The 22,533-nt window shown below is 24.2% G+C and carries 14 protein-coding genes; 8 read left to right on the forward strand and 6 right to left on the reverse strand.

The features are described 5' to 3' along the window. Positions 1 to 171 precede the first annotated feature (171 nt). Positions 172 to 2,160 carry a molybdopterin oxidoreductase family protein gene (locus ADFLV_RS07025; protein WP_129011519.1) on the reverse strand — a complete coding sequence of 663 codons (1,989 nt, stop codon included), beginning with the start codon at positions 2,158 to 2,160 and terminating at the stop codon, positions 172 to 174. Positions 2,161 to 2,362: 202 nt separating this feature from the next. Here ADFLV_RS07025 and ADFLV_RS07030 point away from each other — a divergent pair, with 202 nt between their 5' ends. Continuing rightward, entirely contained in the window at positions 2,363 to 4,333 is a 1,971-nt protein-coding gene (locus ADFLV_RS07030) for an EAL domain-containing protein (protein WP_129011518.1), read from the forward strand. On the opposite strand, the gene ADFLV_RS07035 is transcribed toward ADFLV_RS07030, so the two are convergent. From ADFLV_RS07035 to ADFLV_RS07055, 5 genes are all read right to left on the reverse strand, one after another. Continuing rightward, complete coding sequence (locus ADFLV_RS07035) at positions 4,330 to 5,961, reverse strand: bifunctional protein-serine/threonine kinase/phosphatase (RefSeq protein ID WP_129011517.1); 1,632 nt, start codon at positions 5,959 to 5,961, stop codon at positions 4,330 to 4,332. The two genes, ADFLV_RS07030 and ADFLV_RS07035, sit on opposite strands and share 4 nt — an antisense overlap. A gap of 77 nt (positions 5,962 to 6,038) precedes the next feature. Further along, positions 6,039 to 7,319 carry an MFS transporter gene (locus ADFLV_RS07040; protein ID WP_129011516.1) on the reverse strand — a complete coding sequence of 427 codons (1,281 nt, stop codon included), beginning with the start codon at positions 7,317 to 7,319 and terminating at the stop codon, positions 6,039 to 6,041. Between the two features lie 299 nt (positions 7,320 to 7,618). Beyond that, positions 7,619 to 8,797: a glutathionylspermidine synthase family protein gene (locus ADFLV_RS07045; protein WP_014474119.1), complete on the reverse strand. Its 1,179-nt coding sequence runs from the start codon at positions 8,795 to 8,797 to the stop codon at positions 7,619 to 7,621. A 3-nt stretch (positions 8,798 to 8,800) separates the two neighbouring features. Further along, a complete protein-coding gene (locus ADFLV_RS07050; protein WP_014474120.1) occupies positions 8,801 to 9,451 on the reverse strand; it encodes a UPF0323 family lipoprotein in 651 nt (216 codons plus the stop codon). Between the two features lie 92 nt (positions 9,452 to 9,543). Continuing rightward, positions 9,544 to 11,451: a GGDEF domain-containing protein gene (locus tag ADFLV_RS07055; RefSeq protein ID WP_129011515.1), complete on the reverse strand. Its 1,908-nt coding sequence runs from the start codon at positions 11,449 to 11,451 to the stop codon at positions 9,544 to 9,546. Positions 11,452 to 11,634: 183 nt separating this feature from the next. On the opposite strand from ADFLV_RS07055, the gene ADFLV_RS07060 reads away from it, so the two are divergent. The 7 genes from ADFLV_RS07060 to ADFLV_RS07090 are packed head-to-tail and all read left to right on the forward strand — an operon-like array spanning position 11,635 to position 22,475. Then, positions 11,635 to 13,584, forward strand: coding sequence for an ATP-binding protein (locus ADFLV_RS07060; RefSeq protein ID WP_129011514.1), 1,950 nt, complete (start codon positions 11,635 to 11,637; stop codon positions 13,582 to 13,584). A 2-nt stretch (positions 13,585 to 13,586) separates the two neighbouring features. Further along, positions 13,587 to 14,690: a hypothetical protein gene (locus ADFLV_RS07065; protein ID WP_129011513.1), complete on the forward strand. Its 1,104-nt coding sequence runs from the start codon at positions 13,587 to 13,589 to the stop codon at positions 14,688 to 14,690. Beyond that, a complete protein-coding gene (locus tag ADFLV_RS07070; RefSeq protein WP_129011512.1) occupies positions 14,681 to 15,232 on the forward strand; it encodes a condensin complex protein MksE in 552 nt (183 codons plus the stop codon). The genes ADFLV_RS07065 and ADFLV_RS07070 overlap by 10 nt, the downstream gene beginning before the upstream one ends. A gap of 10 nt (positions 15,233 to 15,242) precedes the next feature. Beyond that, complete coding sequence (locus tag ADFLV_RS07075; protein WP_129011511.1) at positions 15,243 to 18,758, forward strand: hypothetical protein; 3,516 nt, start codon at positions 15,243 to 15,245, stop codon at positions 18,756 to 18,758. A gap of 49 nt (positions 18,759 to 18,807) precedes the next feature. Then, positions 18,808 to 19,899, forward strand: coding sequence for a TonB-dependent receptor (locus ADFLV_RS07080; RefSeq protein WP_129011510.1), 1,092 nt, complete (start codon positions 18,808 to 18,810; stop codon positions 19,897 to 19,899). Between the two features lie 55 nt (positions 19,900 to 19,954). After that, positions 19,955 to 21,796 carry a 7TM diverse intracellular signaling domain-containing protein gene (locus ADFLV_RS07085; RefSeq protein ID WP_129011509.1) on the forward strand — a complete coding sequence of 614 codons (1,842 nt, stop codon included), beginning with the start codon at positions 19,955 to 19,957 and terminating at the stop codon, positions 21,794 to 21,796. After that, the gene (locus ADFLV_RS07090; protein WP_129011508.1) at positions 21,789 to 22,475 is read left to right on the forward strand and encodes a response regulator; all 687 of its coding nucleotides are present in this window, start codon (positions 21,789 to 21,791) and stop codon (positions 22,473 to 22,475) included. Before ADFLV_RS07085 ends, ADFLV_RS07090 begins: the two co-directional genes overlap by 8 nt. The last annotated feature ends 58 nt before the right edge of the window (positions 22,476 to 22,533 follow it).

Here is a 22,533-nt window from a genome sequence, read left to right on the forward strand (position 1 = left end):
ATTGCTGATTTTTTAAATCATTTAAAGCGAAAGTTTCTCTTTTATAACCATATGTCTAATTTGAGTGATGATTTTTTCTTTTATACTTTAGGAAACTTTAAACGTATGAGATTGAACTGCACACAGTTTAAAGTTTGGCTTAGAAGATTTTGGGTTAATTACAATATAAATTTATAATTTTTCTATATTAACTGCACTATGATTATAGTCAGGTTGTAGAGATTCTCTATCATATAAATCATTTGTTAGATAGTTTATTTTTCTATTACTAATAGGTACAAAAATAGTATCTATTTTTATATTGTCAGTGATTAATGCAACTGATTCAATTTGCCCCCGTTTTGAAATGATTCTTATGTTATCTCCATCTTTGATACCTAAAATTTTTGCATTTTTACTATTTATTTCACAAAAATTTAAAGCTTTATGTTTTAAAAGTGTTCTTGGAAGATTTGTTTTTGTTCCACTATGCCATTGGTCACGCGTACGTCCTGTTAATAAAATAAAAGGAAACTCTAAAGAAGTTTTTTCACTTAAAACTTTGTTTTCAACAAAAAATAGATTTCCTTTTTTATCAGGTGTAAAAAACTCTTTATTTTCTCTAATTTTTTCTCCCCAAACAAAAGGTTTTTCTTTTAATTCATCATAAGATGTTTCATAAATATTTAAATGAGGATTTATTTTTGTCATCTCTTGATACTCTTCAAAAATCTCTTTTGGAGAAGCAAAACAAAACTCTTTTAAATAGCCTAATTTTTGAGCAATAAGTTGGAAAATTTCCCAATCAGCTTTACAATCAATTGAAACACGAGTTAGTTTTTCTTGTTTCGTAATTGTTCTATCAAGATTTGTTTGAGTTCCTTCTTTTTCTCCCCAAGGAGCAGCGGGAAGTCTAATATGTGCAAATTTTGCAGTTTCAGAGTTTTCATAAGCATTTATCTCCACAACTAATGGAATTTTTTTGATTAACTCTTCCATTTTATTTCTATTTGGAAGATGATAAATTGGGTCAGTATGACAAATAACTAAAACATCAAGATCAGCTTCAAGCATTTGAGTTGCTGTAAGTCCTGGTTTATTTGAAACTTTTTTTGTTCCCCAAAATTGATTTACTTTTTTGATTGATTCACTATCAAATCCTAAATGAACAGCAAGCATAGTTGAAAGTCCTCCAACTTCTCTTCCACCCATTGCATTTGGTTGTCCAGTTAGAGAAAATGGACCATTTCCTCTTTTAAATATTTTTCCCGTTAGTAAATGTGTATTTATTATTGCTAAATTTTTATCAACACCTTGAACTGATTGATTTATTCCCATCGTCCATGCTGTTATGATATTTTCATTTGATTTATACATTTCCCAAAACTCTTCAAATTGCTCTTTTGTAAGTCCTGTTCTTTTTAAAAGTTTTGTAGATGGTAATCTTTTAAATTTATTTTGAAGTAGGGTGAAGTTATTTATATGATTTTCTACAAACTCTTTATCTATTAAATCTTCATCAATAATTCTTTTTGATACAAGATTGAAAAAGTCAATATCACTTCCTGGTTTAATTGGTAAATATAAATCAGCATATTTTGCAGTATCTGTAAATCTTGGGTCAATTACAATGATTTTTAAGCCGTTTTTTTTAGCGGTTTTTATTCTATTATGAAATACAACATGAGCTTCTGCTGTATTTGCTCCAACTAAAATAAGTAAATTTGCATCATGTACATCATTCATACGAACTGGAACATAATCAATTCCTAAAGATTTCTTATAAGCTACAACTGCACTAGACATACAGGTTCTACTATTTGTATCAACATTATTAGAACCTATAAAACCTTTCATAAGTTTATTTGCAATGTAATAATCTTCTGTTAAAAGTTGACCTGAAAGATAAAATCCAACTTTGTCTTTGTTTGAAATAGCAATTCTTGTGGCAACTTGATTTATAGCACTTTCCCAAGAAATAGTTTTAAAATCTTCATCTAAATTTTCTCTAGAAATTGGTCTTAAAAGTCTTGTTGGAGTTTGAATACTAATAAGTTCAGAAACACCTTTTGAACAAAGCTTACCTTCATTTGTTGGATAAACTACATCACCAACTAATTTATTCTCTTCAAATTCTAATCCACATCCAACACCACAATATCCACAAACTGACTTAATCATTGTAAAAAATCCTTATTTTTGCAATTTTTATATTTTATAATCATTATTATACAAAAAATTAATGTAAGATTAAGGAATATATGTTTAAAAAATATACATTATATTGTAAGATAAATTAATTAAAAAAATTATTTTTTTATAATATAAGTTTGCTTTTTATTTTTTTGTGTTATAAATTTATGTTTTTTATTTAAGGAATTATATGGATATTCAGGACAAAGATATAATATTTAGATTTACAAAAGACTTAACACTATTATATTTATCAATAGATAAAAATGATAACTCAATAAATTATTTTAAGAAAATATTCAAGAAAATGATTTTTTCAAATAATGAAATTGATGTATTTAAAAAATTTAATGAAAGTGAAATATCTGTATTAATTGCTGACACAGAAATTCCAGAGCTGGAAGTTTTTTCATTAATAACAAGAGTTAAAAAAATAAATCCTAAACTTATCACAATAATTTATTCCCATAATGAAGATAAAGAAGTTTTTATAAAAGCAATCTCTTGTGGAGTAAATGGCTATCTTTCTAAACCTTTAGATGAAAATCAATTTTTAGCTATTTTAAGTAAATTTATAGAAACTGAAAAAATAAAAGTAGATAAATTCTTTTTAAAAAAACAATATGATGCAATTATTGATGAAAATACAATTGTTTCTAAAACAAATAGACATGGGATTATTACCTTTGCAAATGAAAATTTTTGTAAATCATCTGAATATACAAGTTCAGAGTTAATAGGTAAAAGTCATAATATTGTACGACATCCAGAAAATCCAAAAGAGTTATTCAAAGATTTGTGGAATACAATAAAAGTCAAAAAAGAGCCTTGGACAGGAGTATTAAAAAATCTTTCTAAAAGTGGAAAACCTTACTTTATAAAAACAACAATTAAACCTATATTTGACTTAAATGGTGAAATTACTGAGTATATAAGTATAAGAAGTAATGTAAATACTGTAATGAGTGATAAAAAACAGTTGATTGAGAAAATAAATGAAAAAGGTTTGCATCTTTTAATTCTTATACAAATAGAGGATTTTAATATTCTTGATAAGTTTTATAATATGTTGATTGTTGATAAAATTGAAAAAATATTTGGTTTTAATTTATTAACATATTTACCTAATTCTTATATTTTTGACACGATTTATTATTTAGGAAATGGTCAATTTGCATTATTGACCGAGTTTTTTGATTTTTTATCAACTCATACAAATATAAATGATTATTTAAATAGTTTAGTAAAAAATGTAAAAGAATCACGTTTAATCGTTGATGAAATAGAGTATGATTTGAATGTTATTGTTAGTTATTCATTTGGAAGAGAACATTTATATGAAGATTCAAAGTATGGTTTAGATGAGGCAATTAAAAAAAGTGAAATAATTAAATATTCAAATGATTTTTCTATAAAAGAGCAAATAGAAGCTAAAAAAAATATGGAAGTAATCAAAATGGTAAAAATTGCTCTTGAAAATTACAATGTAATTTCTTATTTTCAACCAATAATTAATAATAAAACAAAAAAGATAGAAAAATATGAATCTTTAGTTAGAATTATTGATGAAAATCAAAATATTTTGTCTCCTCATGAATTTTTAGATATATCAAAAAAAGGTAATTATTACAATAAAATTACTCATAGAGTTTTAGAAAATTCATTTAAAATTCTAAAACAAATTTCAACAAAAATCTCTATAAATCTCTCTTCTTTAGATATTGAAAAAGAAGAAACAAGGACTAAACTTTTTCAATTATTAGATGAGTATGAAAGTGATAGACATCGAGTTATTTTTGAACTACTTGAAGATGAAAATGTTAAAGATTTTCAAGTTATTAAAGCTTTTATCAAAAAAGTAAAAAGTATGGGTGTTATGATTGCAATTGATGATTTTGGAGCAGGATATTCAAATTTTGAAAGATTATTAGAGTTTAATCCTGATATTTTAAAAATTGATGGAAAATTGATAAAAAATATAGCAAATGATAATTATAGTCGAAATATAGTTGAAACAATAGTTACATTTACAAAAAAACAAAATATTATTACTATTGCTGAATTTGTAGAAAATGAAGAGATTTTTAATATTCTCGATGAATTAGGAGTTGATTATTCTCAAGGTTACTATTTTGGAAAACCTGAGAATATGAATTTTTAATTTGAAGATATTTGTAAAAATAAAATAAAATTTAAAATCAAAAGTAAATAAAATCCAATTTTATAGAACTTTTTAGGTGATTTTTCAAGAAAAGGAGCCTTTTTATCAAAAAATGGTTTTACTTTTGTTGGATTCTCAAGTTCATATTTCATATATGAATAGTTCTCATATCTTCTATTTTCATCAACACTAATCGCTCTTAATATTATACTATTTAGCCAATCTGGAATTTTTGAGTTTAAAGATTTTGGATTTTTTGGCTTTGAAAAAGATGGATTTTGAAAAGGTTCAATTTCTCCATAAGGATAACTACCTGTTAAAGCTTGATAAATTGTAACTCCTATAGAAAAAATCTCTGTTTTTTCATTTATAGTGCTTTCCTTAAATCTTTCAGGAGCAAGATATGAAGGCGTTCCAGCTTTACTTGTAATAGAAAAGATTTCAGTGATTGAACCAAAATCAATGATTTTAAATATTCTTTTATCATCCCTTTGAATTACAATAATATTTTCAGGTTTTACATCTCCATGAACTAAATTGTATTTTAATAAATACTCTTCCATCGTTATCAAGGTTTTTGTAAGATTTATCGCATCATCGATTGTTAGTTGTCTTTTTTTCAGATATTGTTTTAGATTTACCCCATCAAGTTTAGTCATAAGATAATATCTTGCTGTTCTATATTTTGGAATAAATGATTTTGGGAAAAAACCAGCTTTTAATCTCTTTGCATTCCAAGCTTCTTTTACATATAAATCTAAAATAGTTTCATTGTCTATTGCTTCAAGTGGGGCAAATTTGATTACATATTCTTGCTCATTTTTTTTACAAATCCAAGTTCTATCATTTCTAATTAATGATTGAACTAATTCATAACCATCGATAATATCACCTTTATTTAATTTTTCTGGGATTTCTAAATCTAAGTTTTTTAATATTTCTCTATAATCATCATCTAAAATTTCTAAGACAATAGCAGTTGTATCATCAGGAAGATTATCTTCAACTAAAGAACTAGCCTTTTTAACGATATGATAAGCTCCATTTACTAGATGTTTACTAAGAGTATCACTACTCATTAGGTTGTATAAACCATCACTACACATTAAAATTTTGTCATCTTTTTGGATGTTATTTTCAAAATAGTAAATATCTACATTTTTATCTATACCAATTGCATTTGATAAAACATTATCCATTCCCTCTTCGTTGTGGTCAATTGATAGTTGAGATAGTTTATTATCTCTTAAAAGATAAATTCTACTATCTCCAACATTTGCACCATAAAGTCTATTTCCTTTGATTACTACAACAGTTACAGTTGTTACATATTCAGGTCTTTCATATTCTTGAATAGATTTTGCATAAAGAATAGAGTTAATCGAAGTTAAAAATTCTTTTATAGCTTTTTCAAAACTCCAAACACTTGGTAGGTTTTTAAAATTATTGATAATATGATGAGTAACTTTTTTAGCTGCATTTGCACCTTCAACTGCACTTCCAACTCCATCACAAAGTACAGCAATAGTAAAATCTTCAAATTGTTTAATCTCATAAAAGTCATCACCAGTTAACTCTTTACCTTTAGCAAGTGAAAAACCTGAAGATTTGATGTTTTCTTTACTCATTAAAATTACCTTTGATATATTTAATTTAAAATTTTATCAAAATCCTAAATTAAATATAAAAAGAGGATTTCCTCTTTTTATATTCTTCCTCCAGAACTTGCTCCCCAAGTTGTTCTCCATCTTGTTTTTACTAAAGAAATTCCAGAAATAGCAACTAAAACTACAGTTGCAAAGATAAAGAATCCAGCTGTATAACCTTCAAATGTACTTTGAGACCATCCTAAAGTTTTAATTAATGCTGTTCCTCCAAGACCACCAGCACATCCAACAATTCCTGTCATAATACCAATATCTTTACCAAATCTTTGAGGTACTAATTGAAATACTGCACCATTTGCCATACCAAGATTAGCCATGATTAAAAATAATACTAATATAGCTAAACCAAAAGGTAAATTAAATGTTGCGTTTATAATTGCAAGTAAAGAAACTATTCCATAGAAGAAGTATAAAGATTTTACTCCACCTAATTTATCAGCTATTGCTCCACCAACTGGTCTTAAAACTGCACCTGCAAAAATACATAACGCACCAAAATATCCTGCAACAACTAATACATTTGTTTCACTTAAGAAACCTAAACCAAATTCAGTCATTTCAGGTTTATATGTATTTAATAAATATACTTTCATATAGTTTGCAAAACCAACGAAACCACCAAAACTTACCGCATAAAATAGACAAAACCACCAAGTATCTTTATCTTTTAATAGTTTTCCATAATCTTTTAATTTTTTAGGATTAGCTTTATAAACAGTTTCAGGTGCATCTTTTGCCATAAACAAATAAACAAAAAAGATAAAAGTTGATAAAACAGCACCTACTAAAAATACTGATTGCCAACCCCAAATTTCTGCAATTTTAGGAGCAAAAATGAAATCAATAACAACACCAATGTTTCCAGCACCTGCAAGTCCAAGAACAACACCTTGAAGTTTTGGAGGATACCATTGTCCTGCTTGTGGAAGAGCAACAGCAAATGAACCACCAGCAAATCCTAAAACAAATGCAACTATTAATAACTCATTATAAGTTATTTGTTCACCTTTAAAATAAGCATAAAAAAGACCACAAACAACAACAAATTGTGACATCAAAGCTGTTTTTTTAGCACCAATTTTATCAACTAGAAATCCTAGAAGTACTCTTAATATTGCTCCACCTAATACAGGAATTGCTAATAATGTTGCTTTTTGGTCAGCATTCATTACAAAGTTTTGAGTGATTTTTAATGATTCACTAATTTCTGTAGCTAAAGGACCTAACATCGTCCAAACCATAAAACTAAAATCAAAGTAAAGAAAGGCTGCTAAAACTGTTGGCCAGTGTCCTTGTCCTTTTAATTCTTTTAATGACATTTTGTCTCCTAATTTTTAATTATAAAGAATTATAAATTAATTGGAAAATAAATAATTGATTTTATTGTATAAAAAATATTCAAATATGTTTAAAAATATAAAAATTAATGTTTTAATAAGTTAGTTTTATTTAATTTAGATTTTTATATATCTAAAAAATATAAAAATTAATGTAAAATTAAGCTTAATAAAATATTTGTAAAACACAATAATTACATAGTGAAAATGATATAAGCATATAAATTAGTTTGATTAAAAGTATTTTTTAAGAACTGGTCTAAAAGACCAGTTTAAAGAGATTATTGGATTATATGTCCAACAAATTTTGACATATTATTTAAAATTTTTCCACCACGTCTAAATCCTAAACCACAAGCTTCATAAGCAAAAAATACTCCTGCTTGATAATAATTTCCATTTGAATCTTTTGGAAATTCTACAAATTCTTGATAGATTGGTTTATGACCGGCGTATTCTCCACTTGTTTGCTCATCGATAGTTCCATCTGAATTGATGATTTTAGTATTTGCACCTTCTCTTCCAAAACATCTTTTTTCAACTTGTTTTTTATCGACTAATGGTTCAAAAGAGGTTTCTAAAAGTAGAGGATGATTTGGATATAAATCCCATAAAATTTTCATAAATCCTTTTGATTGAAACATCAAAGTATATGCAGGATTAAAAATAATAGCTTTTTTTTCTTTTATAATTTCAGTTAAAAGTAGGGCTAATTCACTCTCTTCGATTCCTATATTTTCCCAAGGAATTAATTTAAACCAAAATTCAAAAAGTTCATCATTTTTAAATATTCCATCATCACTAAATTGTACATTTTCAATAAATTCAAAATCAGTATTAAATCCAGCTTCACTAGCAATATGTTGTAATAGTTTTGTAGTATTTATATCTTCTGTTGAACTTGAAATTGAAGAAAATAGTATTTTCCAACCAAGTGTTGAGTAATATTCTTCAAATTTTTCAATATCTGTATCTAAAGTAATTATTCTTTTAAAATTATCTTTTAAAGCTTCATATAAACCATTAAATTGACTCATCTCATCTAAACCATTAGCTTTTAACATTGCCCATTGAATGATTGCTGTCTCAAAGAGTGAAGTTGGTGTATCAGCATTAAATTCAATCAGTTTTATAGGTTGTCCATCTATTCCACCAGCTAAGTCAAATCTTGAGTATAAATGCCAGTGAACATTACTTTCCCAAGATTCTTTTATGATTTCTACAAGATTAAAAGGAATATTTAATTCATGAAATAAATTGTTTTCAATTACATACTCTCCTGCTTCTATAAACATATCGTATAATTCATTACAAGCTTCATAATAAGCATTTGCTTCTTCTTCATTTATAACAACTATTTCATCACTTACATAAGATGAATTATCGCTATCTGTATGCCAAACAAAACCAATTGATTCTAAATATTCATCACTCAAAGGAGTTAATTTTTTTAATTCCATTTTTTAACCTCCAAATACTGATGAACCAGAAGATTTAGTTGTATTAGAATTACTTGTATTCCCAAAAAATCCAGTTTTTTTAGTTGAACTATTTGTATTAGTTCCCGTTGATGGGCTTTTTGAAAAAGAACTTTGAGATTTACTATAAGTTTGAGGTGATTTATATTGTGTTTGTCTTTGATTTTGATAATTTTGATTATTGAATAATTTATTTCCAAGCCAAGAACCAATCATTGCACCTGCAATTGAAGACAATAAAACTCCACCAAGTCCCATTCCACCATTACTCACTTCAGCATTTGGATTAGTAAGTGCAGAAGTTCCAGCATCAATCTTTGCTTCTTCTTCTCTTACAAGTTTATCTATTTCTTCTTGAGTCAAAATTCTTTCAGTTCCATCAGGATTTCTTAAAACAATAGTAGTTTTTGAAGCAGGAAATTCATCTGCAATTTTATATTTTCCATCAGCAGATTGTTCAATAATTACAAAAGCACCTTGTTTTTGACTTGCATTTGTAAAAGCATCATTTTGACCTTGATTTTGGTTATTGCTTCCTTTATCATCACAACCTGTAAGTCCAATAACTAAAAACGCACCCAAACCACCAACTATTGCATAATCTGATATTTTTTTAATATAATTTCTTTTTTTCAAAACTAATAATCCTTCCATATTGTATGTATTAATTTTAATAATACATAAAAGTTTCTATAAATTAGATGAAGAAAGATTTTAGCTAAGTTTGGTTAATCAACTGTAATTTTATCTTTTCCTGTTTTTTTAGAAATATACATTAAATCATCAATTCTTTTAAATATAGAAGCTTCATCATCATTTTCTTTCATTTGTGTTAATCCAACACTTAATGTAATTTGATGGTTTTTTATTATATTTTCATTTTTTATTATGTGAGTTATTTTTTCAATAGATAAAAAAGCTTCATCAATTAAAGTTTTAGGATATAAAATCACAAATTCTTCTCCACCAATTCTAAATATTAAATCAGTATTTCGAATATTTTCTTTTGCAATTCCACAAACTTTTATAAGAACTTCATCTCCTATATCATGACCAAAAGTATCATTTACTTTTTTAAAATCATCAATATCAACTAAAGCCAAACAAAAATTACTTTCATATCTTCTAAACATTTCTATTTTCTCTTTTAGTCTTTCGTTAAAAGATTTTCTATTATAAACTTTTGTTAGTTCATCTACTGTTGCTTGCTCTTCAAGTTTTTTTTGAATTTCATAAAGACTTGTAATATCTCTACTTACACCTAAAATTCCTATTTTTGTTTCAGTATATTTTAGAGGTCTTTTTTTTGATTGGAAAAGCAATAATTTATTATCAAATTCTAACCATTCTTCATCTATTGACATTTTATTTGTTCTTAAAACTTTTAGATCATTATCTCTAAAAATTTTTGCAAATTTATTTTCAAATATATCAAAATCATCTTTTCCTAAGATTTCATTTTCAGATTTATTTGCAAATCTTTTAAAAGCATCATTACAACCAATATATTTTAACCTTTGATCTTTATAATAAATTAAATCATCACTTGTATTTATAACAGCATCCAATAATTTCTTTTTAGTATGAATCCGACTTAGGAAAAATATAGTTAATACAAAAATAATGCTTATAAATATAACTAGCATTATAAACATATTTTTTTGTTCATATGCAATTTCAAAAATGATTTTCTTATGATGATTATTAGTATAAATAAAATTATCTAAATTTATTTTTCCATTTGTTAATCCTAATACTTTAAAAACTTCAAATATTTTTTCAAGTTTATTTTTATCTAAAAAACCTATTTGTCTATTATCTTTATCAATGACTAAACTCTCAAGTATTTCAGCTTCTTTTATAAGATTGATAAGAGATTTATTTTGAGTATTGTATTTTTTATATATTATTTCTGCTGCTTCAGTCTTATTTTTGAAAGCATATTCCCAACCTTTTAAAGTTGCTTCATAAAAACTTTTTGTAGTTAGTGGATTTTCTTTTATAAATTTTGATGAAGTAAATAAAATATCACTATAAAAATCAAATCCATAATCTTTTGGATGAAAAATCTTATATTTTATTCCTTTTTCTTGAAGTATAATAGGTTCATTTGAAATATAACAAGACATTAAATCAACTTTTTTATTTATTAAATCATCTACATTAAAAGAGTGCTTGAAAATTTTTAAATCTTTTCTATTTATATCATTTGAATTTAACATAGCAGTGATTGAAGCTGTAAATTCAGCATCAGGTGTAATCATAATAGTTTTATTTTTTATATCTTTTATTGTTTTTATTTCTTCATTAGTTGTAAGTAACATCAAAGGAGAATGTTGAAATATTGCTCCAAGAATTACAATATCGTCACCATTTATTTTATTTATAAGTAAAGAAGAACGTCCAATTGCAAAATCAACTTTTCCATCTTTTATAATATTTGTTAATTCTTGTTTATCTTTTAATTCATTTATTGTTACATTTAATCCAACATCTTTATAAAATCCTTTTTCCTTTGCAACATAGTATCCTGCAAATTGAAATTGATTTAACCAATTTAATTGTAATGTTATATCTTTTTTTTCATCAGCTTGTAACAAAATTATAATTATTAGTATTATTGATAAAACTTTCATAAGTATCCTCTTATTAGGGAATTTTACAATTTCTTATATTATATATCATTTTAAGTAATTAAATATACTTGTGATGTAAAAGATTTAAATTGTGTATCTAAAATTAACTTATTGTAATAATTTAATAATTTAGTTATTTCTTGTTATAATTGATTTTATAATAATATTTGAGAAGGTTATTAAATGAAATTAAAAAAATTAAGATTAGAAAATTTCAGAAGCTATAGAGAACTAGATATTAATTTTGATTACAATATGAATATCATTATAGGGAAAAACGATGTTGGTAAATCAACAGTTATGGAAGCTTTAGAAATTTTTTTTAATAATGATTTAGTAAAACTTCAACAAGATGATTTAAATATAGATGCACAAAAGGAAGGTATGACCTCTTTAAAAATTATCTTATCTTTTAAAGTAGAAGATAGTGATACTATAGTAATTGACTCTTCAAATCCTACTAATTTAGAAGATGAATTTTTATTAGATAAAAATGGTTTATTAACATTGATTCAAGAGTGTGATTGTTCAAAAAATATTACAAAAGCTAGTATAAAATATTCTTTAGAGTGTGATTATCCTAGTGTATGGAAAGATAAACCAAAAATAAATTTAAAAATAAATGATTTAAAAAAAGAGTTAAACGAGTTAGTTGATAATGAAGTAATAAGTGAGGAAGCTTATGAGTCTATTACTAAAAGTGCAAATGCTCCAATAAGACAAGCTTTATATAAATATTTACTTGAAGAAGAGGATAAAAACGATAGAACAACAATTCAAATAGATTTGGCTAAAGGTGATGAATCAAAAAGTTTAAAAGAGAGTATAGATAAAAACTTACCTCTATATTTTTTATTTCAATCTGATAGAGCAAATAAAGATAGTGATGATGATGTTCAAAATCCTTTGAAAATAGCTATTCAAAAAGCACTTCAAAATGATAAAATAAAGAATATGCTTGATGAAGTTGAAAAATTAATGAAAGAACAAATAAAGCAAGTTGGTGATGATACGTTAGCTAAACTTCAAGAGATGGATCCAGCAATAGCTTCAACACTAAATCCTAATTACTCGAAAGAACCTGATTGGAAATCAGTTTTTAAGTTTAATTTTACTGGTAATGACATTCCATTAAACAAAAGAGGTAGTGGAGTTAGAAGACTAGTTTTATTAAATTATTTTAGAGCAGAAGCAGATAGAAAAATTAATGATAGGTATAATAAAAGTGTAATTTATGCTATTGAAGAGCCTGAGACATCACAACATCCTGATTATCAACAGATGTTAATTAAATCACTTTTAGAGCTTTCAAGTCATAAAAATCATCAAGTAATTATTACTACGCATACACCTAATATTGCAAAAATGGTAGAACTTGAAAATGTAATAGCAATAATAAAAGATGAAACAGGGAATATTAAAAAATATAAAGATTTTGATTTGTTATTTGAAGATATAAAAAATACATTAGGTGTCTTACCAAGCATAGATATTAAGAATATTTCAAAAGTCAAATGTATAGTATGCTTAGAAGGTAAACTTGATGTAGAGTTTCTTTTAAATATTAATGATCAAATTAGTGAATATAAAGAAATAATTGAATTAAAAGATAATAATGAAATACTTATAATACCAATGGGTGGAAGTACCATTCAGTATTGGGCAAATAAAAATTTATTAAAAAAATTGCAAATAAATCAAGTACATATATATGATAGTGATATTGGTTCAGATGAACCAAATAAATATAGTAAATATTTTGATTCTATCAATAGTCAAGGACTAAATAACTTTACATTTGAAACAAAAAAAAGAGAGATGGAAAACTATATTCACCACAATATTATCAATGATACCTATGAAGGGTTTCCTATAATATATAGTGAAGAATGGGATACATTAGATTTAGGAGAAGAAGTTGCAAAATATGTTCATAATAATTCAGAAAATTCAGAAATTGATTGGGATGAGATTGAAGATAAAGATAAAAAGAAAAAGAAAGTTAGTCGTGTAAAACAAAGATTTAATGAAGAGTTATCAAAACAAATTACAAAACAACATCTTGAAGAGCTAGAAGCTTTTGAAGAGATAAAAGAATGGTTTGAAAAAATCAAGGAAGCTACAAGAGGATAGTCTTGAAAACAAATCATCAAAAACTAATCAAACTTTTATATGATAATGATGAGTTAATAGATCAGATTTATAAAAATCCAAATTCTGTTCACTCTTCAAATATTCCTCCTACTCTTTTAGAACAAGGAATAATATTAAAACTGGGAGAAGCTGTTGATATAAACCCTTTTTATAGGCAGTTTGTAAACACTATTTTATTAAAAGCTGATTATTCAATTCTTTTTGGAAATTTTGATGAACACTCAAAAGAACTTGTCTCTCTAAAAAAACGTTATTTAGAGACAAATAATCATGGCTTAATAGTAAAAATAAAAAATCTGATACATAGTTTGTATATGTCAGTTGAGTTACAAAATAAGCAAATAGAAGCTTTACTTAACAATATGGAAAATCAAATAAATATAGAACTAGACCAATTAATTCATGAAGCTAGTTCATTGCATGATAAGGTGGAAAGGTATTTAAACTCTATAAAAAAAATATTAAGAGATTTAGATGATGATTTAGCATCTATTCATATGGAGATTGAAGAGACTATAGATAATACAAATTATACTTTAGAACCTTATTTATCTAAGATAGAATCTTACTGTGATAGATTTTCTGATTTGATTAGAATTAGTGAAGAGAAAAAAGTATTAAATCAAAAGCTTTTTTCATTAAGAGCTATGATACTTCAAAATAACGATGACTATTTAGTGGACTTCTTAATAGAAAATCAAGACATTATAGCATTTACATTAGATGAAAGAATTATCTTTGTTCCAAATGAAGAGACCGATTTAACTAGAATTACGAATCTACTAAAAAGTGTTTTATCAATTCCTAAACCTAAGATAAGGAAAACAATCACTAAAAAAGTTTCTACAACTAGAAATATTATATATATTGATGAAGAGAAAATTATAAATGATTTAGAAGAAAATGGATGTGATGATTTATATAGTTTTTTATTAAAACATCCAGAAATAAAAAAATTAGAATCTTCAAGACAAGATACAGAAGCATTTAGGATATTTATGTTGTTTTGTATAAATAAAGAATACCCTTTATTAAAAAGTATGGATTTTAATAGTTCTAATATTAGGAGAGTATCTTGGCATTGACAGCAATAGTTTTTGAAATACTAAAAGATGGGAGTATTATATCTTCAAATTCTAAAGATGAACAAATAAGAAGTATATTTTATAGCCTAAGTGATGATAATGTATTTGAAGAAACACAAAAGGTATTTCAACAAATAGGATTTAAACTTATCTATGAAGATAATTGTTTTTATTTGTCTAAAAAAAGCTATTTCAATGATAAAGAACAAGATAAATTCATTAAAAAATATAGAGATAGTTTTCTAGCACTTTCTATATTAAAGTATTTCTTTCAAGGTATATCTAGTGGAAGAGAATTTTCAAAAAGTTCTTTAATAGCAAAAGCAAATAATAATTTGGATCTTCAAGTAAAAGAGACTTTAGAATATCTAACAAAAAAAGAGGATGATTTATCCGGTTCAATGGAAGTGGTATTAAAAATATTAAGGGAAAATAGAATTATAGAAAGAATAGATAAAAAAAATGAAGATAAATATTTTGTTTTAGATTCTATAGGATATTTTAATAGTATTTTAAAACAGTTGGAGAATAGTGATGCTTAAAAAGTTGTATATGATTAATTCAGGTGAGATGGATTATATTGAAATAGATGTTGATAGTAATCTTTTTTTTGCAGGGGATAATGGAAGTGGTAAAACAACAACTATTAGGGCGTTACATTACTTATTTGTAACAGAGTCTAGGTCAGTAGGTATATCTGGAGATCAAACTCCTTTTAATGAGTATTATTTTCCAGATATTCAGCGTTCTTATTTAATATATGATTTTGGTATTTATTTTATAGTTATGTTTAGAGATAGTGAAGGGATTAAGAAATATTTTTCTAAAAGGGAATTAGATATTAATAGATTTTTTTATGAAGATAATGTATTAAAAGAACATAGAGATATAATGAAATATATCACAATGGGCACAAGTAAAAAAACTATTGCATTACAAGATTATCGTACTCAATTTTATGGTGATGGAGAATTTTCTTTTAATAAAATAGACAATTATGAAACTTTTATTAAACTGTATTCTAAGCTTTTTAATATCTCAAAAACAGTTATAGATAGTAATTCAATAAAAGAAGCTATTAAAGATTCTATTGGAAAAAAAGATGAATTCTTTGAATTTAATGCTTTAGAGTTTTATAATAGTTTTTATAAATTGCAATATCTTAATAAGTTTTATAAAACTTATGAGAAAAATAAAAATAGAATAAATGAACTAATGGATATTTATAAAAACGTGATACAAATAGAGAGTGATTTAAATATATCATTAAAACAAATAAAATATAGATATGATTATGAACAAAAAGAATATGAAAGTTTAAAAATAAGAATTACAAGTATTGAAAATAGACTAAGAATTAAAAACTCTTATGCTGGACATTTAAGACAAAGATTAAACTATATAACTGATAAAATCAAAAATCTTCACGATGATTTAATTTATGAATTAAAAGAAATAGAAAAACTTGAAATAGAGTTTTCTAAAGAAGAGGTTTTAAAAAACAAAAATATTCTTTTAACTAAAGATAGTTTAATTATCAAGCAAAAACAGATACAAAAAAATATTTTACAAATTGAAAATCAATATAAAAGCCTACTAGAGACTATAGATAATGAAATAGTTCAAATAAAACAATCTATAAAGTATGAAGAGCTAAAACTAAAAGAGCAAACTAATCTTTTAAAAGAACAAAATTCAGAACAAATAGAAATAAAATATCAAGAGCTCCAGCTAGACAAGGATATAAAAATTGAACAAATTAATGACAAAATAGATTTAACTCAAAAAGATATATTAAGTTTTGAACAGGAAAAAGAAAAAGTAATATTATCCAAAGAAGAAATATATGGTGAGTATGAGAAAAAGCTTGAATTGATAAGGGAAAAGTTTGAAACAGATAATAAAAAAGTTAGTGAAGAAATTGATACTTTAGAAAAAGATAAAATTAATATAAATAAAAAGATTTTTGAATATGAAGAAAATAAAAATAAGATAAATAAAGAATATAAAAAAATTATAGAAACAAATAAAGATGAGTATGAAAAAGCAAAAAAAATTGGAATAGAAAAACGAAGTTATTTGGAGAAATTATTTAACATAGATGAAAATAGTTTTCAAGCTTTTTTAAATGATAATATTGATGATTGGGAAAAAAGATTATATCCTATAATGGAAAAGAAACTATTAAGCATGGATATTCAGACATTAAATCCTAATGTTATAGATAGTGATAAACTTTTTGGAATTTCATTGAATTTAGATTTATTAGATACTATACCAACAAGAGTACAAATTGAGTTAGATATTGAAAAAATATCTAATGAACTGGATATTATGAAAGATAGTTTTGAAAAAGAGACTAAAAATATAGAAGATGAATATAAGAAAAAAATAGAAGAAGTTGAAAGCTTAATATCTAAAGAAAAAAGAAATTTAGAGATTTTATTACTAAAAATAGAAGAAATTAAAATAAAAAAAGTAAAAATTCTTGATAGTTATAATAATGAGCAAAAAACCATATTAAAAGAAAGAAATGAAAAGAAGATAAAACTTGATACTCAAATTGGGAAAATTAAAGATAATATTTTAAAAGAACAAGGAATAGTAAAAGAATTGAACTTACAACTTAAACAAATTAATAAAACTTTTATTGATAGTTTTGCTCTTTATAAAAAAGATGAAATAAAAGAGTTAGATAAAAAGATTGAAGAGTTTAAAAATGTATCAAGACAAAAGATAGAAGAGATAAATGAAAAAATAGTAGAGTTAGAAAATAAAAAACATGATATTACACAAGAAGAAAAACTAAGAGAACTAGATATAGAGCTACAAAATGTAGAACAAAAACTTTTAGCTGTTTCGCAAAGTGAAGCTTATTTTAAACGTTATGAGGATGTTCAAAGTAAAATATTAAATAAAATAAATATTGAAAAAAGTTTATCAAAACAAGAGCAATTTAAAAATAAAGTAGAATTGTTATTTGATAAAAAACAAAAAGAATTAGAAAGGTTTATTTTAGAACAAACAAAAGTCTTGGAAGAGTTAACTTTAAAATCTAAATCTTATAAAAATGGTTTAGAAAAAATTTCCTCGTTAGAAATTAGTTTATCAGATGATTTTATAGAAACTAATATTTTACTAGAAACTTTAGTTTCAGAGTTTATAAATAAACAAGATGAACATATTTCCCAAAGGTCTAAATTTAGAGAATCTTTTGAAATAGTTGTAAAAAAATTAAAAAAATATGGAAAATTTGATTTACCAATTGATTTAGAGTATTTTAGTGAACTTATAAAATTATCTAATGAAAAAGATCTAGAAAACTCTATATATGAATTGTTTCATTATCAAAGGAAAATAAAAGATGAAAAAAGAAATTCTACATTGGAATTATCAGCTTTAGTTGAAAGGACAAATCAAAGATTAAAAAACTTTGATTCTTCAAATAAAAAATTGAAAAGTAAAATTGCTAAAATCAATAAAAACTTAAATAATATTGATTTTTCTGTTATTAATTCTATTCAATTAAAAAGGGAAGATGCAAGTGGAAATAATATAGGTGCCTATTTAGTTGATTTAAGAAGTTTACTTACTAATATAGAAATCAATGAAGAGAATAGTTTATTTGAAAATAATATACAACTTGAAAAAGATATTGATGAAACTATTCAATTGCTAAATAATATAAAAAATATATTAGGAGATAGCAAATTATCTAGTTATGATAGTTCAACTATTAGGATAGGGTATAGTGAAAATAGTAAGCCTGTAAAATGGGTTGAACAAATACAATCACAAGCTTCAACAGGTACAAACCTTATGTTAAAAGTGGCAATTACTATTTCTATATTAGGGGAATATATTACAAATAATGAAAATCTATTTTATTTAATTATTGATGAAGTGTCTCAGTTACATAGTAATAATCAGAATAAGATGAGAGAGTTTGCAAAAAAACGTGGATTTAATATAGTATTTGTTGCACCTGAACCAACATTGATAAAACCTAAAGATATTAGATATTATATTTTTGAGAATAAAAATGCAATATTGATGAATCATGTTTAAATATTAAAATTCAATTATATTTTAATATTAATTTAAGTAAGATGATGAAATGTTAAGAATAAAACTATATGTAATATTAATTTTATCACTACTTACTGTTAATCTTCAAGCATTTGAAACAAATTATATAAATACTTATAGCAAATTAATTGCAAATAATTTTAAATTAGTAGATTTAGATGATGAAAATGCTGAATTTAAAATGGCAAAAAAAGAAGAAAATTATGATTATGCTCTTAAATACAAATTAGCAAAATCAGGTTATGAAAATAGCGATTATATAAATTACCATACAGAAAATTTTTACAATGAAGATAGTTATAATCTAATATTTAGTAGTAGTATTTATTTATATGATTATATGTGGTTAAATTTTGATATGAATTATAAAGATTCATTAAGAAGTATTATGGAGTCTTCAGGTGGAGTTGCGTATTTGAAAAAAAGCACAAAAGAAGAATCTTCAGTTGGATTATATTTTAAACCAAATTCTATAATAACATCAAGTATTAGTTTTGAAAATTTAAATACAAATATAGATTATGATAAATTTATAAATCAAAGTTCTAAAAATACAGACAACAAAAAACTTAAGTTTAGTATTACTTCAGATTTAGATTTTGTTACATTGGATACTTCTGTGTATCAAATATTTAAAGATAATAGATATTTATCAAGAAGTGAAGATAATGAAGATTATTTACAAAATACTCAAGAATTATATAGAGGTTTAGAAATAGCTTTATCAAAAGACTTAACAGAAAATCTAAAACTTACATCTAGTGCAAAATTTTCAAATATTGAGATTTTAAATAGTAATATAGAAGATTATAAGGGAAATGTTCCTTTATATACGCCACAAAAAGAGTTTGATTTAAAAACTGAATATTTATATAAAGATATAAAATTTATAAGTAAAGTTTCTTATGTAGGAAGTAGATATATAGATAATGTCAATAGTCAAAAATTAGGTAGTTATACTATTGGAAGTTTAGGAGCTAGTTTTTACACTAAATTTATTGATGAAGATGCAAAAATTGATTTGAGTATTAAAAATATTTTAAATAAAGATTATTATTTATATTCTGATACAAAAGGTGATTCGACAAGTTTTATGATGAACATGTCAATGCCATTTTGATAACTTACTTATCTACTATTTTGTATAATAAATAAAATAGTTATGGATTAAATTTATGTCTTATTTAAAAATAATTTTTCTTTTATTAGTTTCAATAAATCTTTATGCAAATATAATAAATATAAATGAACAAACGAAATCTATCGAGATACTTCCAAATAGTGAAATTTATATTGATAAAAATAGAAATTTAACTATTGAAGATATAATAAAACAAAATGTAAAATTTGAAAAAAGTAATAAAGAGATTTTATCATTTGGATATTCTCCCGATTTTGATGTTTGGATAAAAATTGTTTTAAAAAATGATTTAAATAAACCTATAAAAAAAATACTCGAATATAATAATCCTTTGACAACAAATGTTGATTTTTATGATGTAAATAAAGATAATTATTTCCAAAAAGATGGGCTTTTAACTCAAAATAAAGACAAATATGTAATTAATCCAATTTTTGAAATAGAACTCAATCCAAATGAAGAAAAAGTATATTTTGTAAAAGCATCTTCTTATATAACAACATTAATTATAGATTTGAAACTTTGGAATGAGAATAGTTTTTATCAAAAAGAGATAAAACATCAAATAATATTATCTCTGTTCTTTGGAGCAATGTTTATACTAGGAATTTATAATTTATTTATATATTTATTTACAAGAGATAAAAGCTATTTATATTATGTAATATATATTTTTGGTTTAATTGCACATCATTTAGTATATGTAGGTTTTACTAAGCTTTATATGTTTAATTCAAAAATACTTTTAGATATACTTGAATTATCCTCTGTTTTAGTTGCTCTTCCTGTTTATGCTTTAGGATTATTTACAAAAAGTTTTTTACAAACAAATCAATATCCAATTTTGAATAAAATTTTAAATGGCTTTTTGATAGTTATTCCAATATCAATTTTATTTTTTATATTTACAGATGATTATGATAAATATAGAAATAGTTTAACTATGTTATTTTTACTATTTTTAATGATAGTAACAATATATGGAGCAATAAAAAGAAATAAACAGGCATATTTTATTTTATTTGGTTGGTTTATATTTTTATCTTCTGGAATGCTTATGTTCCTTTCAAGCTCAGGAATTTTTGATATTAAGAAGTTTTTCCCTTATTTAATTGAAACTTCATTTGTAATGGAAGCAATAATTTTTTCAATTGCTTTGGCAAATAGAATTACAAGTTTACAAAAAGAGAAAAATGAAGCAAATAATAGATTAATAATTCAACAAAAAAATGAAACTAAAAGATTATCAAAAGAGGTAGATTTACGAACAAAAGATTTAAAAACAGCTCTTGATGAAAAAGAGTTATTATTAAAAGAGTTAAATCATAGAGTTAAAAATAATATGCAAACAATTGTATCTTTGATAAGACTTCAAAGTGATGAAGTTGAAAATGAAAAATTAAAAGATATTTTACTTACAATTCAAAATAGAATTAGTGCAATGGGACATCTTCATGAACTTTTATATAAGCAAGATAATATAAATTATATTGATGTTTATGAATATTTTGAAATATTAATTGAAGAGGTAAGATATAGTTATGATAGTTATATAAATATTCATCTCGATATAAAAACAAAATTAAAAATGGAACAAGCTATATATTGTGGACTTATAATAAATGAATTAATAACAAATTCTTTTAAGTATGCTTTTCCAAATAAAGAGGGAAATATTTATGTTATTTTAGAAAAAGATGAAAAAATGAAACTAACTGTCAAAGACGATGGAATAGGGTTTGAAAAAACAAATACAACTTTCTCTTTAGGTCTAACTTTAGTTAACACTTTAGCTTTAAATCAACTAAAAGGAAAAATAATTACAGATATAAAAGATGGAGTAACTACAACTATTTTATGGGATGAAGATGAATAGTGTAAAAATCTTAATAATTGAAGATGAAGCAATAGTTGCTTTAGATGTAAAAAGAATTCTTACTAATCTTGGTCAAATAGTGATAAATTGTGTATCAAATTATGAGAATGCAATAGAAAGTATCAAAGAAAATAGACCAGAATTAATATTTTCAGATATAAATCTTGGAAAAGGTAAAGATGGAATTGAAATCATTGAAGAGATTCAAAAAAATGATTTTATACCAGTTATTTATCTTACTGCTTATAGTGATGAAGAGACTATTCAACGAGCGATAAAAACTAATCCTTTAGGTTACATCTTAAAACCATTTAAAAAAGAAGATATAAAATCAACACTACTTTTATCTCTTTATAAATTAAAAACACAAACTTTTAATAAAAATAATTCTTATGAAAAATTAGGAGATAATTATTTTTATGATTTAGAAAATGAAATACTTTTTTTTAAAACCAAACCAATAAAATTAAGTATTAAAGAAAAACAACTTCTTACTCTTTTAGTTGAAGCAAAAGGGCAAATAGTCTCTTTTAAATATATAGAATATTTTCTTTGGCCAGATGCTCCTATTTGTGATAGTACATTAAGAACACTGATTTATCGACTAAGAACAAAATTAAATTATAAAATAATTGAAACCATTTCAAGTATAGGATGCAAAATCTCAAATAGTTCATAAAATAAAGAAATTGTGACGCAAATTGTGACGCATATCTAATAAAGTTTGTCCTAAAAAA

The organism is Arcobacter defluvii (assembly GCF_013201725.1).
Classification (GTDB): Bacteria; Campylobacterota; Campylobacteria; order Campylobacterales; family Arcobacteraceae; genus Aliarcobacter; species Aliarcobacter defluvii.

Excerpts from the sequence above, each read along its gene's own strand:
- ADFLV_RS07025 (WP_129011519.1), bottom strand. The coding sequence starts at position 2,160 with ATGATTAAGTCAGTTTGTGGATATTGTGGTGTTGGATGTGGATTAGAA.
- ADFLV_RS07030 (WP_129011518.1), top strand. The coding sequence starts at position 2,363 with ATGGATATTCAGGACAAAGATATAATATTTAGATTTACAAAAGACTTA.
- ADFLV_RS07035 (WP_129011517.1), bottom strand. The coding sequence starts at position 5,961 with ATGAGTAAAGAAAACATCAAATCTTCAGGTTTTTCACTTGCTAAAGGT.
- ADFLV_RS07040 (WP_129011516.1), bottom strand. The coding sequence starts at position 7,319 with ATGTCATTAAAAGAATTAAAAGGACAAGGACACTGGCCAACAGTTTTA.
- ADFLV_RS07045 (WP_014474119.1), bottom strand. The coding sequence starts at position 8,797 with ATGGAATTAAAAAAATTAACTCCTTTGAGTGATGAATATTTAGAATCA.
- ADFLV_RS07055 (WP_129011515.1), bottom strand. The coding sequence starts at position 11,451 with ATGAAAGTTTTATCAATAATACTAATAATTATAATTTTGTTACAAGCT.
- ADFLV_RS07060 (WP_129011514.1), top strand. The coding sequence starts at position 11,635 with ATGAAATTAAAAAAATTAAGATTAGAAAATTTCAGAAGCTATAGAGAA.
- ADFLV_RS07075 (WP_129011511.1), top strand. The coding sequence starts at position 15,243 with ATGATTAATTCAGGTGAGATGGATTATATTGAAATAGATGTTGATAGT.
- ADFLV_RS07080 (WP_129011510.1), top strand. The coding sequence starts at position 18,808 with ATGTTAAGAATAAAACTATATGTAATATTAATTTTATCACTACTTACT.
- ADFLV_RS07085 (WP_129011509.1), top strand. The coding sequence starts at position 19,955 with ATGTCTTATTTAAAAATAATTTTTCTTTTATTAGTTTCAATAAATCTT.
- ADFLV_RS07090 (WP_129011508.1), top strand. The coding sequence starts at position 21,789 with ATGAATAGTGTAAAAATCTTAATAATTGAAGATGAAGCAATAGTTGCT.